The 16,836-nt window shown below is 71.6% G+C and carries 15 protein-coding genes; all 15 read left to right on the forward strand.

The features are described from left to right. Positions 1 to 146 precede the first annotated feature (146 nt). The 15 genes from LGI35_RS26045 (at position 147) to LGI35_RS26115 (ending at position 16,833) form a co-directional block, all read left to right on the forward strand. Positions 147 to 524, forward strand: a complete 378-nt coding sequence (locus LGI35_RS26045) for an NADH-quinone oxidoreductase subunit A (RefSeq protein WP_227300508.1) — start codon at positions 147 to 149, stop codon at positions 522 to 524. Continuing rightward, positions 515 to 1,144 (forward strand): NADH-quinone oxidoreductase subunit B, encoded by a 630-nt coding sequence (locus LGI35_RS26050; protein WP_116511172.1) that lies wholly within the window; start codon positions 515 to 517, stop codon positions 1,142 to 1,144. The genes LGI35_RS26045 and LGI35_RS26050 overlap by 10 nt, the downstream gene beginning before the upstream one ends. Further along, entirely contained in the window at positions 1,141 to 2,682 is a 1,542-nt protein-coding gene (locus LGI35_RS26055) for an NADH-quinone oxidoreductase subunit C (protein WP_227296737.1), read from the forward strand. Before LGI35_RS26050 ends, LGI35_RS26055 begins: the two co-directional genes overlap by 4 nt. Beyond that, positions 2,679 to 3,650, forward strand: coding sequence for a complex I subunit 1/NuoH family protein (locus LGI35_RS26060; RefSeq protein WP_227296738.1), 972 nt, complete (start codon positions 2,679 to 2,681; stop codon positions 3,648 to 3,650). The genes LGI35_RS26055 and LGI35_RS26060 overlap by 4 nt, the downstream gene beginning before the upstream one ends. Next, positions 3,647 to 4,273, forward strand: coding sequence for a NuoI/complex I 23 kDa subunit family protein (locus LGI35_RS26065; RefSeq protein ID WP_227296739.1), 627 nt, complete (start codon positions 3,647 to 3,649; stop codon positions 4,271 to 4,273). Before LGI35_RS26060 ends, LGI35_RS26065 begins: the two co-directional genes overlap by 4 nt. Continuing rightward, a complete protein-coding gene (locus tag LGI35_RS26070; RefSeq protein ID WP_227296740.1) occupies positions 4,270 to 4,890 on the forward strand; it encodes an NADH-quinone oxidoreductase subunit J family protein in 621 nt (206 codons plus the stop codon). Before LGI35_RS26065 ends, LGI35_RS26070 begins: the two co-directional genes overlap by 4 nt. Then, positions 4,890 to 5,306 carry an NADH-quinone oxidoreductase subunit NuoK gene (nuoK, locus tag LGI35_RS26075; protein WP_227296741.1) on the forward strand — a complete coding sequence of 139 codons (417 nt, stop codon included), beginning with the start codon at positions 4,890 to 4,892 and terminating at the stop codon, positions 5,304 to 5,306. The genes LGI35_RS26070 and nuoK overlap by 1 nt, the downstream gene beginning before the upstream one ends. Beyond that, complete coding sequence (locus tag LGI35_RS26080; RefSeq protein WP_227296742.1) at positions 5,303 to 7,297, forward strand: NADH-quinone oxidoreductase subunit 5 family protein; 1,995 nt, start codon at positions 5,303 to 5,305, stop codon at positions 7,295 to 7,297. The genes nuoK and LGI35_RS26080 overlap by 4 nt, the downstream gene beginning before the upstream one ends. Positions 7,298 to 7,303: 6 nt before the next feature. Next, the gene (locus tag LGI35_RS26085; RefSeq protein ID WP_227296743.1) at positions 7,304 to 8,878 is read left to right on the forward strand and encodes a complex I subunit 4 family protein; all 1,575 of its coding nucleotides are present in this window, start codon (positions 7,304 to 7,306) and stop codon (positions 8,876 to 8,878) included. Then, on the forward strand, positions 8,875 to 10,416 hold the full coding sequence (locus LGI35_RS26090) for an NADH-quinone oxidoreductase subunit N (RefSeq protein ID WP_227296744.1): 1,542 nt from the start codon (positions 8,875 to 8,877) through the stop codon (positions 10,414 to 10,416). The genes LGI35_RS26085 and LGI35_RS26090 overlap by 4 nt, the downstream gene beginning before the upstream one ends. A 46-nt stretch (positions 10,417 to 10,462) precedes the next feature. Further along, the gene (locus LGI35_RS26095; RefSeq protein WP_116511154.1) at positions 10,463 to 10,918 is read left to right on the forward strand and encodes an MscL family protein; all 456 of its coding nucleotides are present in this window, start codon (positions 10,463 to 10,465) and stop codon (positions 10,916 to 10,918) included. A gap of 170 nt (positions 10,919 to 11,088) precedes the next feature. After that, the gene (gene htpX, locus LGI35_RS26100) at positions 11,089 to 11,952 is read left to right on the forward strand and encodes a zinc metalloprotease HtpX (RefSeq protein ID WP_227296745.1); all 864 of its coding nucleotides are present in this window, start codon (positions 11,089 to 11,091) and stop codon (positions 11,950 to 11,952) included. Then, positions 11,949 to 12,341, forward strand: coding sequence for a YccF domain-containing protein (locus LGI35_RS26105; RefSeq protein WP_227296746.1), 393 nt, complete (start codon positions 11,949 to 11,951; stop codon positions 12,339 to 12,341). The genes htpX and LGI35_RS26105 overlap by 4 nt, the downstream gene beginning before the upstream one ends. 246 nt (positions 12,342 to 12,587) lie before the next feature. After that, positions 12,588 to 15,569, forward strand: coding sequence for an AAA family ATPase (locus tag LGI35_RS26110; RefSeq protein ID WP_227296747.1), 2,982 nt, complete (start codon positions 12,588 to 12,590; stop codon positions 15,567 to 15,569). After that, on the forward strand, positions 15,547 to 16,833 hold the full coding sequence (locus LGI35_RS26115) for a serine/threonine-protein kinase (RefSeq protein ID WP_227296748.1): 1,287 nt from the start codon (positions 15,547 to 15,549) through the stop codon (positions 16,831 to 16,833). The genes LGI35_RS26110 and LGI35_RS26115 overlap by 23 nt, the downstream gene beginning before the upstream one ends. Positions 16,834 to 16,836: the final 3 nt, after the last annotated feature.

Genomic DNA, 16,836 nt, shown 5'->3' on the forward strand with positions numbered 1-16,836 from the left:
CATGAGGCGGGCTGCCGGACCCGACGGGGGATAACCCCACCTCAACCCTGGACGCCTGCTTACCGTCTCTTTAACAGGCCCTAGACTCCCGTGCGTACAGATCGTCGAACACCACGGAGCGAGGGGCGGACGTGCCGGAACCGACCATGGTCGCCGCGGACTACTTCCAGACGTACTCCGTCGTCGGCGTGATCGCCGTCGTGGGCGTCCTGTTCGTGGCCGTCGCCTTCGGCGCGGGACGGCTGCTGCGGCCGGTCGTGCCGACCCCCGAGAAACTCCTGACGTACGAGTGCGGCGTCGACCCCGTCGGCGAAGGCTGGGCCCACACCCAGGTCCGCTACTACGTCTACGCGTTCCTCTACGTCATCTTCGCCGTCGACTCGATCTTCCTCTTCCCGTGGGCGACCGTCTTCGCCGATCCGCAGTTCGGCGCGGCGACGCTCGTGGAGATGTTCATCTTCCTCGGCTTCCTCGCCGTGGGCCTGCTGTACGCATACAAGAAGGGCGTCCTCACATGGACGTGACCCCCTCGGAGCCCGTGCTCCTGCCGGAGCCCGTCAGCCCGAAGAAGCTGGGTGTGCTGTCCCGCCTGGCCCCCGAGCCGATGAAGGTGGTCCTCAACTGGGGCCGCCGCTACTCGCTCTGGGTCTTCAACTTCGGCCTGGCCTGCTGCGCCATCGAGTTCATCGCGGCGTCCATGGCGCGGCACGACTTCATCCGCCTCGGCGTCATCCCCTTCGCGCCGGGCCCGCGCCAGGCCGACCTGATGGTCGTCTCCGGCACGGTCACGGACAAGATGGCCCCGGCCGTGAAGCGCCTGTACGAACAGATGCCCGAGCCCAAGTACGTCATCTCGTTCGGCGCCTGCTCCAACTGCGGCGGCCCGTACTGGGACTCGTACTCGGTCACCAAGGGCGTCGACCAGATCATCCCGGTCGATGTGTACGTGCCTGGGTGCCCGCCGCGGCCGGAGGCGCTGCTCCAGGGCATCCTCAAGCTTCAGGAGAAGATCGCGCGCGAGTCGCTCGGCGAGCGCTACGGCGCCGACGCGGCGGCGGGACGGCCGTCGGCTGCCGCCCTCAGCAGCGGCCTCGTGAAGCCGCCGGTCCCGGCGCGCGACGACTCCGGGGAGGGTGAGCGGTGACCGGCTGGCTGCCCCGACCCGTCGAGGAGCTCTTCGGCCCGGACGCCACGGCCGAGGAGTCGTACGAGGTCCTCACCGTCGATGTTCCGGCGGCCACGTGGATCGCCGCCCTCGAAACGGCCCGCACCACGCTGGGCTGCACCTACTTCGACTGGCTGAGCGCGGTCGACGAGCCCGGCACCGGTTTCCGCGTCTGCGCGCACGTCGTCGCCCTGTCTCCCGTACGCCGGCTGCTCCTGCGCACGACCGTGCCGCACGACGCCCCTGTCCTGGCCACCGCGGTCGACGTGTACGCGGGCGCGGGCTGGCACGAGCGCGAGACGCACGAGATGTTCGGCGTCCGCTTCGAGGGCCACCCGCACCTGGTGCCGCTCCTCCTCCCCGACGGCTTCGAGGGCCATCCCCTGCGCAAGGACTTCGTGCTCGCGGCGCGGGTCGTGAAGGCGTGGCCCGGCGCCAAGGAGCCGGGTGAGGCTGCGGCGGGAGCGGGGCACGGCGGGCCGAAGCGGCGGCAGATGCTGCCGCCGGGTGTTCCGGACCCGAACGAGTGGGGCCCGCTGAAGGGCCAGCTTCCGCCCGCTCCGGCCCGCCCGGCCCGTGGCGCGGGCCGCGCGGCGGGCGACCGTCCGGTGCGGCGGACGCGCACGGCGGGGGAGGGGTCGGCGAGTCAGGCCGCCCCGGCCGGCACGGACGCGGCGGCCGCCGCGCCGCCGAGGCGCTCACGGAGCGCGTCGCAGGGGTCGGCTTCGCAGACGCCGACAACGCCTGAGGCACCGGCAACAACTCCTGGGGCACCGGCAACTCCTGGGGCCCCTGCGGTGACTGAGAGCCCGGCGGGGCCCAGGACTTCCGCGGCGCCCGAGACTCCCGCGGCGCCGAAGCCGGACGCCGCGGGCAAGTCCGGTGCCACCGGTGACGCGCCCTGGCACCACGCCCGCCCGGCCTTCGACGAGCCGAAACCGGCCGCGCCGGAGGAGCCCACGCCGGAGACATCGGGTGCGCCGGATGCCTCGGCTTCCTCTGGAACCCCGGACGCGCCGGATGCTCCGGCTTCCCCCGGGAGTCAGGACGCGCCGGATGCTCCGGCTTCCTCCGAAGCCCCGGACGCCCCGGACGCCCCGGATGCTCCGGCTACGTCCGAAGCTCCGGAAGCCCCGGCTACCTCCGGAACCCCGGACGCACCCGAAGCCCCGGACGCTCCGGATGCTCCGGCTACGTCCGAAGCTCCGGAAGCCCCGGCTGCCTCCGGAACCCCGGACGCCCCGGAAGCCCCGGCTGCCTCCGGAACCCCGGACGCCCCGGAAGCCCCGGCTACCTGCGGAACCCCGGCTACCTCGGGAACCCCGGACGGCCCCGAAGCCCCGGACGCTCCGGATGCTCCGGCTACGTCCGAAGCTCCGGAAGCCCCGGCTACCTCCGGAACCTCGCACGCACCCGAAGGCCCGGCTACCTCCGAAACCCCGGACGCGGCCGAAGCCCCGGACACCACCCCCGAAGCCCCCGAAAATCCCGAAACCCCCTCAGGAGGAACGGAGTGAACGACGTTCTCGACGTCGCTCTGCGGCTCATCGTCGTCTTCGTCGCCTTCCTCGTCCTGCCCCTTGTCGTCGGTCAGACCGAGCACAAGGTGATGGCGCACATGCAGGGCCGCCTCGGCCCCATGTACGCGGGCGGCTTCCACGGGTGGGCCCAGCTCGTCGCCGACGGCGTGAAGTTCGCGCAGAAGGAAGACGTCGTCCCCGCCGACGCGGACCGCCGCATCTTCCAGCTCGCGCCCGCCGTCGCGCTCCTGCCGTACCTCCTCGTCCTGCTCGCCATCCCCATCGGCCCGAGCGAGGGTGCGGTCGGCCAGGTCGTCGACGCCGGCATCTTCTTCGTACTCGCCGTCATGGGCGTCGGAGTGCTCGGCTCGCTCATGGCGGGCTGGGCGTCGGCCAACAAGTTCTCCCTCCTGGGCGGCCTGCGCACCGCCGCGCAGCTCCTCGCCTACGAACTGCCGATGCTGCTCGCCGCCGCCTCGGTCGCGATGGCCGCCGGCACCGTCTCGCTGCCCGGCATCATCGACGCGTTCGAGTGGTGGTGGGTGCCGTGGCAGATCGTCGGCGCCCTCGTCTTCTTCGTGGCGGGCCTCGCCGAACTCCAGCGCCCGCCCTTCGACATGCCGGTCGCCGACTCCGAGATCATCTTCGGCGCGTACACCGAGTACACCGGCCTGCGCTTCGCCCTGTTCCTGCTCGCCGAGTACGCCGGGATCGTCGTCCTGTGCGGCCTCACCACCGTCCTGTTCCTGGGCGGCTGGCACGGGCCGTGGGGCGCCGACGGCCTCGGCTGGGTCTGGACGCTGCTGAAGGCGGCCGTCCTCGCGTTCATCGTGATCTGGCTGCGCGTCACCTACCCCCGTCTCCGCGAGGACCAGCTCCAGAAGCTCTCCTGGACCCTCCTCGTCCCCCTGGCACTCGCGCAGATCGCGCTCACCGGAATCGTGAAGGTGGCGATCAACCAGTGACCGAGTCACTCCCGCCCTCCCGTCCCCGCATCCCCGGCGCGGGTCTCGCCAAGGGCCTTGCCGTCACCCTCCGCACGATGACGCGCAAGACCGTCACCGAGCAGTACCCGGACGTCCAGCCCGAACTGCCGCCGCGCACCCGTGGTGTCATCGGCCTGTTCGAGGAGAACTGCACGGTCTGCATGCTGTGCGCCCGCGAGTGCCCCGACTGGTGCATCTACATCGACTCCCACAAGGAGACGGTGCCGGCCGCCGTCGAGGGCGGCCGCGAGCGCAGCCGCAACGTCCTCGACCGTTTCGCCATCGACTTCGCCCTGTGCATGTACTGCGGCATCTGCATCGAGGTGTGTCCCTTCGACGCGCTGTTCTGGTCCCCGGAGTTCGAGTACGCGGAGACGGACATCCACGAACTCACCCACGAACGCGACCGGCTCCGCGAGTGGATGTGGACGGTCCCGGCCCCGCCCGCGCTCGACCCGGCGGCCGAGGAACCCAAGGAACTCGCCGCCGCCCGCAAGGCCGCCGACAAGCTGGCCGCCGCGCAGGCCGCCGCCGCGGAAGAAGCCGTACCCGGCGAACCCACGCCCGGCGAACCCACACCCGGAGAGGAGGGACCCGCGTGACCCCCGTCGCAGCGGCCGCCACCGCGGCCACGCAGACCCACGGATTCCTCTCGCCGACAGGTGTCGAGATCGCGTTCCTCCTCGTCGGCCTGGTCACCTTCGGCGCCGCGATCGTCACCGTCACCACCAAGCAGCTGGTGCACGCGGCCCTGTGGCTGGTCGTCGCCCTCGGCGGCCTAGCCGTCGAGTACCTGCTGCTCACCGCCGAGTTCATCGCCTGGGTGCAGGTCCTCATCTACGTCGGATCCGTCGTCGTCCTCCTCCTGTTCGGACTGATGCTCACGAGGGCGCCCATCGGCCGCTCCCCGGACGCCGACTCGGGCAACCGGTGGGCCGCGCTGACGGTCGCCGTCGCCGCGGCCGCCGCCCTCGTCTGGGTCGTCGTGGACGCCTTCCGCACCACCTGGGTCGACCTCGACGGCGTGCCCCAGGGCAGCACCGCGGTGACCGGATCCATCCTCTTCCAGCACTGGGTGCTGCCCTTCGAGGCGCTCTCGGTCCTGCTGCTCGCGGCCCTCGTCGGCGCGATCGTCCTGTCCCGCAGGACCACCGGCGCACAGGACACGGACACCAAGGCGCAGGGCACGGACACCAAGGCCCGGGAGGGGAACCGCTGATGCATCTCGCCTATCCCGCCGTCCTCTCCGCCCTGCTCTTCTGCACGGGCCTGTACGGAGTGCTGGCCCGCCGCAACGCGATCCTGGTCCTGATGTCCGTCGAGCTGATGCTCAACGCCGTCAACCTCAACCTCGTCGCCTTCGACGTCTGGCTCAGCAAGGCGGCCCGCGACACCCTCCACTCCGGCCAGGCGCTGACGCTGTTCACCATCGCCATCGCCGCGGCCGAGATCGGCATCGGCCTCGCGATCGTGCTCGCCGTGTACCGCGGCCGCGGCACCTCCGACATCGACAAGCTCCGTGACACCGCCGAGTCCCCGGACGACGGCGGACCCGACGGTTCCGCGCCCGACGGCTCCGCACCGGACGCCGGCGCCGAGGCCGTCACGGACGAGAAGGCCGAGGCCACCGCGTGACCACCACGACCCTCGCCGTACTCGTCCCCGTCCTCCCGTTCCTCGCCGCCGCGGCCGGACTGCTCCTGGGCCGCACCGCGCCCGGCTTCGTACGGCCCCTCGCCGTGCTGCCGACCCTCGCGGCGCTCGCCCTCACCGTCCTCGTCGCCGTGCGCCAGGGCGGCGGCGCGAGCATCGACTCGGCCACCGAACTCACCCCGACGGGCTCGGTCCCCATCGAGCTCGCCCTGCACATCGACGGCTTCGCCGCGCTCGTCGCCGTCCTGGTCTGCGTCGTCGCGTCGTGCGTGCAGATCTACTCGACGGCCTACCTGCGCGACGACCCGCGCTACCCGTCGTACGCCGCGCTCGTCTCCCTCTTCACCTCCGCGATGCTTCTCGTCGTCTACTCGGGCGACCTGATGGTGCTGCTCGTCGGCTGGGAAGTCATGGGCATCTGCTCGTACTTCCTCGTCGGCCACTACTGGGAGACACCGCAGGCGCGCGCCGCGTCCCTCAAGGCCTTCCTGGTCACCAAGCTCGGCGACGTCCCCTTCCTGATCGGCCTGTTCGCGCTCGCCGTGGACGCCGGGTCCTTCCGCATCACGACGGTCCTCGGTGCCGTCGCGAGCGGCGGCCTCGACCACCCCACGCTGATCGCGCTGCTGCTCCTCGCGGGAGTGGCGGGCAAGTCCGCGCAGTTCCCGCTGCACACCTGGCTGCCCGACGCGATGGCCGGCCCCACGCCGGTCTCCGCGCTGATCCACGCCGCGACGATGGTCGCCGCCGGTGTCTACTTCGTCGCCCGGCTCCTCCCCGTCTTCGCCGCCTCCGGCGCCGCCCTGGTCGTCCTCGCCGTCATGGCCGCCGTCACGATGACCGGCTCGGCGCTCGCCGCCCTCGCGCAGGACGACATCAAGCGCGTCCTCGCGTACTCGACGATCGGCCAGCTCGGCTACATGACCGGCGCCCTCGCCGTCGGCGACCGCGGCGCCGCCGTCTTCCACCTCCTGTCGCACGGCGCCTTCAAGGCGCTGCTGTTCCTCGGGGCGGGCGTGGTCATCCACGCCGCCGGCACCAACTCGCTCGCCGCCATGTCCCGTATGAAGGGCCTGCGCGACCGCGTCCCCGACGCCTACTGGACGATGACCGTGGCGCTCCTCGCGCTCGCCGCGATCCCGCCGTTCAGCGGCTTCTTCTCCAAGGAGGCCGTCCTCGGCTCCGCCGAGCACGTGGCCACCGGCCACGCCGAGGCGATCCCGTCCTCGGCGGGCTGGATCGTCCTCGTGTCCGGCCTTCTCACGGCTCTGCTCACCGCCGCGTACGCCACGCGCCTGTGGCTCCTGGCCTTCCGGGGCCACGGCGCCGAGGCCCCGGACCACGGCAAGCAGCCCTTCGTGATGAACGCCGTCCTGTGGGTCCTGGCGATCCCCTCGCTCGCCTTCGGTCTCACCGTCGGTGTCGTGCCCGACTGGTTCGACGGCCGTTCGCTGACCCCGACGCTCACCACCTCCGTCCTCGGCACGGGCGTCGCCCTCGTCGGCGGGCTCGTCACCTACGCGGCCTGGCGCCACACCACGGCCCTCGCCGCGGGCGCCCCGCTCGGCGCCGTGGCCGCCCACCCCGACGCGGACGGCGGCGTCGTCGAGGCCGAGGCCATCGCGACCCACGCGGCCGCGTACGGGGACATCGCCTACGCCCCCGATCCGGCGGACCCGGGCCGTCTCCTGCTCGGCCCGCTGCACCGCCACGCGGCCACCGGCTTCCACCTGGACGCCGTCTACGCGGCCCTGTTCGTCCGGCCGGTCATGGCCGCGGCCTCATTGGTCCGCTTCCTCGACCACGAGGTCGTCGAGACCTATGTGCGCGGCGCCGGCGCCGTACCCAACTGGCTGGGCCGGGCCGTCCGCCGTGCCCAGACCGGCAACGTGCAGACCTATCTCAGCGCCCTGCTCGCAGGGACCGTCGTCCTGGCGATCGCCGTCGTCCTCGTCGCCACCGCCGGAGCGTGAGCAGCCGTGATCGATATCAGCGAATCCGTGATGCAGTTCCTTCTCGCACTGATCGTCGTCGGCCCGCTCGTCGGCGCCGTCGCCGCTCTTCTCCCGGCCCCGCCCGGGCTGAAGGGGAAGTCCCCGGACCAGGCCGTGCTCCGCCACGGCGTGACCGTGACCGGCGTGATCCTCATCGCCGCGATCGTCCTCGCGCTCGGCTTCGACCATGACCACCCGTCAAAGATGCAGGCCACGACCGACATCAGCTGGATCCCCGCACTCGACGTGCGGATCCACCTCGGCATCGACGGCATCTCGCTCCCCCTCCTGGTCCTGACCGCGCTGCTGACCTTCCTCTGCGCGCTGTACAGCTACTTCAAGATGCCGAAGGGCCCGTCCCCCAGGGCATTCGTCGCGCTGATCCTCCTGCTGGAGTCCGGCACCCTCGCGACCTTCGCCGTGCTCGACCTGCTGCTCTTCTTCCTCGCCTTCGAGATGGTCCTCATCCCGATGTACTTCCTCATCGCCCGCTGGGGCGGTGAGCGACGGGCCGAGGCTGCCTGGAAGTTCATCCTCTTCACGCTCCTCGGCTCCGTCGTGATGCTGCTCGGCATCCTCCTCATCGGACTCAAGTCCGGCACCTTCGACATGGTGGCACTCGCCTCTGACAGCGGCCGGGGCCTGAGCATGTCCGTGCAGGTCACCGCCGTTCTGGCGATCGGGATCGGGCTCGCGGTCAAGACGCCGATGTGGCCGCTGCACAGCTGGCTGCCCGACGCCCACACCGCCGCGCCCACCGTCGGCTCGGTCCTCCTCGCCGGCGTGCTGCTCAAGATGGGCACGTACGGGTTCGTGCGGATCCTGCTGCCGGTGACGCCCGACGGCATGCACACCTTCGCGCCGTACCTCGCCGCGTTCGCCGTCGTCGGGATCATCTACGGGTCCCTGGCCTGCCTCGCCCTCGCACGGCCCGGCGCCAAGGGCGACCTCAAGCGCCTCATCGCGTACTCGTCCGTCGGGCACATGGGCTTCGTCCTGCTCGGCATCTCGACGATGTCGCCGACCGGCGTCAACGGCGCGCTCTTCGCGAACATCGCCCACGGCCTCATCACCGGCCTGCTGTTCTTCCTCGTCGGTGCCCTCAAGGACCGCACGGGCAGCACGGACCTCGACACGCTCGCCCAGCAGGGCGGCATGGCGCTCTACGGCAAGGCGCCCCGCCTCGGCGGGCTCCTCGCCTTCGCCGCCGTCGCCTCCCTCGGGCTGCCGGGCCTCGCCGGGTTCTGGGGCGAGATGCTCGCCCTGTTCGGCGCGTTCAAGCCGGCCGCCGACCTGAGCCGCCCCGCGTTCCTCACGTTCATGGCGATCGCCGCGTTCGGCACGCTGCTCACCGCCGCGTACATGCTCGCCGTCGTCCGCCGGGTCTGCATGGGCCCGCACGAGGCCGAGGCGCCGAAGCTCGCCGACGTCCAGGGCTACGAGTTCGCCGCCTGGACCCCGCTCGTCGCCCTCACCGTCGTCGGCGGGCTCTGGCCCGCGGCCCTGATCGGCCTCACCGACCCGGCCGTGCAGAAGCTCCTCGCAGGAGGCATCCAGTGACCGCCGTCGCCGCGCCGTCCGTGGCGTCCCTCGTCCAGTCCGTCGACTGGCTCGCGATCGCGCCGCCCACCATCGCGGCGGTCGTCGCCCTCGTGGTGCTCGTCGCGGACCTGTTCCTCGGCGAGCGCAGGAAGGCCCTGCTCGGCTGGGTCTCCGTCGCGGGTCTGGCTGCCGCCGCGCTCGCGCTGCTGCCCCTTCTGGACGGCGACCGCTCGACCTTCTGCCTCAAGACGCTCGAGGGCGAGCAGGCCGCGTGCAGCTACACGGCCGACCACTTCACGCTCGTCATCCAGTTCCTCGTCCTGGCCGGCGCCCTGCTGACCGCGCTGCTGTCCATCACCGGCATCAAGGACGCGAAGAACACGCCCCGGGCGCTCCCCGAGGGAGAGTTCTGGTTCCTGCTCCTGTCCTCCGCCGCGGGCGCCGCGCTGCTCCCCGCGTCGCGCGACCTGGCCACCCTTGTCGTCGCCCTGGAAGTGGCGTCCCTGCCGGCGTTCGCCCTCGTGGGCATCAAGCGCGACGACCGGCGCTCCTCGGAAGCGGCCCTGAAGTTCTTCCTGTCCTCGGTCACGGCGACCGCGGTCACCCTCCTGGGCGTGAGCTTCGTCTACGCGACGACGGGCACGCTGCACCTCACGAGGATCGCCACCGCCCTGACGCACGTCGACGGACAGTTCCACACCCTGGCCCAGGCGGGCGTCGCCCTCACCCTGGTCGGCTTCGCCTTCAAGACCGCCGCCGCCCCCTTCCACTTCTGGGTGCCCGACACCTACGTAGGAGCCCCGCTCCCGATCGCCGCCTACTTGTCGGTGATCGGCAAGGCGGTCGGCTTCTCCGGGATCATCCTCGTCACCGTCGTCGCCTTCCCGTCCTACGCCGACGTGTGGGGCCCGGCCCTGGCCGCGCTCGCCGCGCTCACCATGACCGTGGGCAACGTCGCGGCCCTGCGGCAGCAGGCCACGCGCGCGTACAGCGCGGTACGCCTGCTCGCCTGGTCCTCGGTGGGCCAGGCCGGCTATCTCCTCGTCCCGATCGCCGCGGCCGCCTATTCCAAGGACGCCGACAAGGCCATCGGCTCCACCGTCGCGTACGCCCTCATGTACGCCGCCGTGAACCTCGGTGCCTTCGCCGTGGCCGCCCTCGTGGCCCGCACGAAGCCCCTGAACCGCCTCAGCGACTACCGCGGCCTGTACCGGTCCCGGCCGCTGGCCGCCCTGGTCCTCGGGTTCTTCCTGCTCTGCCTCGCGGGCCTGCCGCCCGGCATCATCGGCCTCTTCGCGAAGGTCACCGTCTTCTCGGCGGCCGTCGACGCGGGCCTCGGCTGGCTCGCCGTCGTCATGGCCGTCAACGTCGTGATCGCGCTCTACTACTACCTTCAGTGGACGGCGACCCTGTTCCGCCCCGCCGAGGGCGAGCAGGCGGTACAGCGGATTCCGGCACCGCTCACCGCGGCGATCGGGCTCACCGCCGTCATCGGGGTCGTCCTGTCGGGTGCACCTCAGATGGTTCTCCGTTTTGCGTCGACGGGCCTCTTCTAGGCACCCTCGTAGCGACCTCAATGTCGTACACCAGGGAGACACTGCCGTGCTGAGCGGGTTCAAGGACTTCATCCTTCGCGGGAACATCGTGACCATGGCGATCGGCCTCGCCGTGGGTTCCGCATTCACTGCCGTCGTCACGGGCTTCAGCACGGCGTTCATCGCCCCGCTCATCGGCCTCGCCACGCGCTCGACCGGTGACTTCAGCGAGGCGCACTTCCAGGTCGACGGCACGGACTTCCCGTACGGCAAGTTCGTCGCGGCGGCGATCGCCTTCGTGATCACGGCGGCGGTGCTCTACTTCCTCGTCGTCGTCCCGATGATGAAGTTCCAGGCCCGCCTCGACCGCGGCAAGCCGGTCGACATCAAGGCCGCCCTGCGCGACTGCCCGCGCTGTTTCAGCCAGATCCCCGCGATCGCCACCCGTTGCTCCCACTGCACCAGCGAACTCAAGGCCGACCCCGAGGCCCTCGCGCTCGCCGGGCTCCCCGAACAGCGCTGACCCCGCCTCGGACACCCTCCACCCGTACGGCCTACATGCCCCCTGCGCGCACAAGGGAACTCGTCCTCCTCGTCTGGCGTTGACCAGTACAGGAGGGTCCACTGGACCGTGGAAGCACCCAGCACCAGTAAGCAGAGGGTTCCCCTGCCGCACCACATGGAGGGCGTACCGTGCACCGCCGGCACAACGGGCTGAAGACCGCCGTACTCCTCGGGGGGCTGTCGGCCCTCATCATCGTCATCGGCAGTTTCTTCGGTCGTACGGGGCTGATCGTGGGCCTCGGCATCGCCCTCGCGACGAACGCGTACGCGTACTGGAACAGCGACAAGCTGGCCCTGCGCGCGATGCGCGCGCGCCCCGTGAGCGAGTTCGAGGCCCCCGCGCTCTACCGCATGGTCCGCGAGCTGTCGACGCAGGCCCGCCAGCCGATGCCCCGCCTGTACATCTCGCCGACGGAAGCGCCCAACGCATTCGCGACAGGCCGCAATCCGCGCAACGCCGCGGTGTGCTGCACCGAGGGCATCCTCCGGATCCTCGACGAGCGCGAGCTGCGCGGCGTCATCGGGCACGAGCTGAGCCACGTCTACAACCGGGACATCCTGATCTCGTCGGTCGCCGGCGCCCTCGCCTCGGTGATCATGTTCCTGGTCAACTTCGCCTGGCTGATCCCCGTCGGCCGTTCGAACGACGACGACGGCCCCGGCCTGCTCGGCATGCTGATGATCATGATCCTGGGCCCCATCGCCGCCACGGTCATCCAGCTCGCCATCAGCCGGTCCCGGGAGTACGAGGCGGACGCGTCGGGCGCCCAGCTCACCGGCGACCCGCTGTCCCTGGCCAGCGCCCTGCGCAAACTCGACGCGGGGACCAAGCAGTTGCCGCTCCCTCCGGAGCCGCGGATCGAGACCGCAAGTCACATGATGATCGCGAACCCTTTCCGTCCCGGGCAGGGCATGTCCAAGATGTTCTCCACGCATCCGCCGATGGCGGAGCGCATCGCCCGGCTAGAGCAGATGGCAGGTCGTCACCGGTGAAGACAATCCTCAACATCATTTGGCTAGTGCTGAGCGGCTTCTGGCTGTTCCTCGGCTACATGGTCGCGGGCCTGATCCTGTGCATCACGATCATCGGAATCCCGTTCGGCATCGCGGCGTTCAGGATCGGTGTGTACGCGCTGTGGCCGTTCGGCTATACGACGGTCGAGCGCCATGACGCGGGCGCCCCGTCCTGCGTCGGGAACGTGCTGTGGCTGGTCCTGGCCGGCTGGTGGCTGGCTCTCGCCCACATCGTGACGGGCATCGCGCAGTGCATCACGATCATCGGCATCCCCCTGGGCATCGCCAACTTCAAGCTGATCCCGGTCTCCCTGATGCCGCTCGGCCGCGAAATCGTCCGCACGGACCAGCCGTTCGTATCGCGGTAGGCGCCGTCCTGACGTCGTAGCGGGAGGGGATCAACTCGGCCGTTCAGCCAACGAGTTGTCCCCTCTTTTGCGTAGCAAAGGGACCCCGCGTACTCCGTGTGGAAGCATGGTCGGTGCACGGGGGAGGTGGGCAGGCAGGCCCGAAACGTCGTGAAGCCGCGGCCTGCCGCGAAGATGCAGCACGATTCCGCAAAGAGTCCGGACAGTCCCGGGAACGGCCCCGAAGGCGGCCCCGAAGGGCATCTCGTGGGCCGTCCCGAAGGCCGTTCCGTGCGCCTCTTCACGGACGGCTTCCTCGATCCGGACGCCCTCGGGGACGAGCGCACCGCCGCCGTCCTGCTGTCCGCCGCGGAGCGCGCCACCGAGCGCTTACGCCCCGGCGACATCCTCCACGCGGCCCTCGACGCCCGCGACCCCGCCGTGCTCCCCGCGTTCGAGGGCGCGCTCGCCGAGGGTGCGGCCCCGCACCACCTCCTGGAGACCGTCGCCGTCTACGCCCCGCCGGGGAACGGCTACGCGTTCGACGGCGCGCGCGACCATGTGAGTCCCGAACTGGCCGCGGCATTCGAGGAGTTCGAGTCCCGGTGCGCGCGGGACGCGGTGGCCGCCGAGGTCCGCCTGGAGCTGCTGCTGGCCTGCCTGCTCGACGCCCCCTCCGCGGACGAGCGGGACTTCCTGACCCCGCTCCTCGATCTGCCCCTGGCCGCCGAGGCCCTGCGCAGGCAGGTCGGGGTCCACGCCGACGAGCCGCCCGAGCTGTACGACGACGCGTCGGGCCGGCTGCGCTCCGAGGAGTTCACGAACGACGCCTGGGCCGTCCTGGAGCTGGCCGCCCAACGGGCCGCCGAGCTCGGCTACGACCGTCTGCTCCCGCCGCACTGTCTGATGGCTCTCCTGTCGGAGACCGAAGGGCCCGCCGAGCGCCTCTTCAGGCTCCAGCTGCCGCTCCAGGTCGGCCTGGTGAAGGCCGTGGAGATCATCACCCAGGCGTTCCGGATCACCGAGCGGGGGAGCCCGACCGCCCCGCGCCTCGACCGCGACGGGATCGGCGAGTCCCTGCGGGACCTGCTGCACGCGGCGCGCACGACGGCCGCACGCTGGGACGCGGAGCAGATCGACACCCCGCACCTGCTCGCGGCCCTCCTGGACAGCCCGCCGCAGCGTCTCGCCTCCGTGCTGGCCGCCGAGCCGCTGCGCCTCGACATCAAGCGGCTGCGCGAGAGCGTGCGCGACGTACTCGGCGAGACCCGTTCGGCGGCGCCCCGCGAGGTGCCCTTCCGGCTGCCCGCGTTCCTGCCGCCCTCCGAGGACCTCACCTGGCTCGCGAGGACGGGGGCCATCGGCCCGGCCGCCCACCTGGACGGCTACTTCGAGCCACTGTGCCGGGCCCTGCACCGTACGGAGAACAACCACGTACTGATCACCGGCCTGCCCGGCATCGGCACCACCACCCTTTTGCGCGAGCTCGCCCGGCGGGCCGCCACCGGCGAGATCCCGTTCCTGCGCCGCAAGCGGTTCCTGCGCGTGGACTGTAAGGACGTCGCCGCGGAAAGCAGCGGCGAGCAGCTGACGGCCCTGATCGGCCAGGTCGCGGGCCGCACCGACCTGGTCGTCTGCGTCGACGGGCTCGGCCCCCTGCTGCGCGGCCGGCACGGCGCCGACCACCTGCTGGAGCTGCGCCGCGCCCTCAAGGAGCGCAGCATCCACCTCATCGGGGTGCTCGCCGAGCACGACTACGAGGACCTGGTCGCCGCCGACCACGTCCTCCAGGAGCTGACCTGCCGCATCGACATGGCCGAGCCGGACCGGGAGGCGGCGCGGGCCATGGTGCGCCTCGCGGCGGACGCGCTGGAGACGGAGTTCACCGGCATCCGGATCGAGCACCACGCGGTGGCGAGGGCGGTGGTCCTCGCGGGTGACTTCGTCCGGCACCAGCGGCTGCCGCTGTCCGCCGTCAAGGTGCTGCGCCGGGCCTGCGAGGACCTCGACTACGCGCGCAGGCAGCACGGCGACGAGCGCAGCGCCGTGACGCTCGACGAAGTGGCCGACGTGGTGTCCGAGCTGTCCGGGATGCCGCGCGAGCAGATCGCCGGCACGGGCGGGGAGCGGGTCGACTACGCGACGGCGCTCGGCGCGGAGGTCGTCGGGCAGGACCAGGCGGTCCGGGTGGTCGCGGACGAGCTGCGCCGCATCAAGGCGGGCCTGGCCGCGGTCAGTTCGGGGCCCGCGTCGGTGCTGCTCTTCGCGGGCCTGACCGGCGTCGGCAAGACGGAGCTGGCCAAGCGGGTCGCCGGTCTCTACTCGGCGTCCAAGCGGCTGCAGACGTACCCGATGGAGAACTTCACGGAGCCGCACAGCGTGTCCGGCATCCTGGGTTCACCGCCGGGCTACGTGGGGCACGAGCGCGGCGGGCGGCTCATCAACGAGCTCAACAGCGACCCGTACTGCGTGTTCCTGCTCGACGAGGCGGAGAAGGCGCACCCCGAGGTGCTGCGGCCCTTCCTCAACCTCTTCGACGAGGGCTGGATCACCGACCAGCGGGGCGTCAAGGCGCACGGCGACCGCGCCATCTTCATCCTCACCACGAACGCGGGGCACGAGATCATCTCGCGTCTGGGCGAAGGAAGTTCGGACGAGGAGATCTCCGCGGCCGTACGCGCCAAGCTCGCGTCCGAGCGCAGCCGGGACGGCACACCCGTCTTCACCCCCGAGTTTTTGGCCCGCGTCCGCCGCGTCATCGTCTTCCGCCCGCTCGGCGGCGACGCGATGACCGCCATCGGCCGCAAGGTGCTCGACCGGCAGGCGGCCTTCTGGCGCGAGAAGCGGGAGAAGGAACTGACCGTCCCCGAGGAGCTGGTCCAGTACGCGGGCGAGCTCGGCCACCGCCTCAACTCCGAGGCGGGCGGGCGCGAGGGCGGCCGCATCATGGCCAAGATCCTCTCCGACCTGGTCGAGAACCCCGTGCTCGCGGCGGCCGAGGAGCGGGCGCAGGAGTTCCAGGCCTGCGACCGGATCGTCGTCGACTTCGTGCCTCCACCGCCGCCGGGCGTGCGTGACGCCCTGTTCTCCGGCCGGGACGGGGCGGGAAGCGGTCCCCGTACACGGGTGAGCTTCCTGTCGCCGGAACCGGCGGGCGGGGTGGAACTGTCCTCTGTGGAAGGCGGGTTGACCAAGTCCGGCGGGAGCGGAGAGGGGGGCGCACACGATGAACCAGGCCGCACCGGATGAGTCCGACCTGCGCGGACTCGAAGGCCGGGTGGTCGACGGTCGCTACGCACTGAGCGGCTGGATCGGAGGCGGCGGTTTCGGGGCGGTCTTCCGCGCCGACCAGTACATCCTCGGCCATCCGGTGCGCAGTGTGGCCCTCAAGCTCTCCCGGCGCTCGGGCCTGACCGAGGAGAACGCCGCGGAGCTGTTCCAGGACGTCCTGCTGCTCGCCGAGGCGATGGACACCATGGCGGACGCCGAGGCCCGCCGCCATCTCGTGCACGTGTACGACGGCGGCCTCGCCAAGGGGCTTGGTGGCCGCGCCTTCCTCGCCATGGAGTACGTTCCCGGGGCCACCCTCGCCGGCCAGTTCGCCGAGATGGGGCGCGTCCCGGCACCGCTGCTGGTCAAGTGGGCGCGGCAGATCTGCGTGGCCCTGCGCGGGCTGCACCGCCTGGACCCGCCGCTGCTGCACCGCGACCTCAAGCCCGACAACGTCCTCCTGGGCAGCGACAACTGGGTCCGGCTCATCGACTTCGGCCTGGCCGCCCGGATGCTGGAGCTCGGCCACGTCCCGGGCACGGTCGGCACCCTCCAGTACATGGCGCCGGAGACCGCGGCCGGATCCAGCGTCCCCGAGTCCGACCTGTACTCGCTGGGGCTCCTGATGTACGAGGGCCTGACCGGCCGTCACGCGTACGCGCATCTGACACCGCCACCGACGCTGCCCGAGTCGGCGCACGGCGACTGGCTCCAGGAGCAGAAGCGGGGCGCGCCGCCCGTACGCCCCTCGGTCCACAACAACCTCGTCCCGCCCGCCCTGGACGCCCTCGTGATGCGCCTGCTCGAACCGCGGCCCGCGCAGCGGTTCCGCAGCGCGGAGGAGGTGATCGCGGCCCTGGACGTGGTCCTGGAGAAGCCGGTCGTGCGGCAGCCGGGCGAGGCCGAGCTGGCGGAAGGGCGGCGGCTGAGGACGTCGGGGCAGGGCCAGGCCGCCGCGACCGTGCTCCGCAGGGGCCTCGAACGCAACCACGTCCCCGACCCGTTACGCCTGGGCCTGCTCACCGAACTGGGGCAGGTCCACGAGTCCGCGGGCGATCACCTCGCGGCCGCCCACTCCTGGGCCGACGCCTGTGAACTCGTCCGCGGGCGCGCCCTGATGCCGTCCGGCGCCGACCGCGCCAGGCTCGCCCGCCGCGCGGAGGAGGCGTTCCGCAAGGCCGGCAACCGCTTCCAGGCGGAGCGGTTCGGGCGCCTCGCCCGTGCCGAGCGGGACCGGGGGTGACGG

Source organism: Streptomyces longhuiensis (assembly GCF_020616555.1).
GTDB classification, from domain to species: Bacteria; Actinomycetota; Actinomycetes; order Streptomycetales; family Streptomycetaceae; genus Streptomyces; species Streptomyces longhuiensis.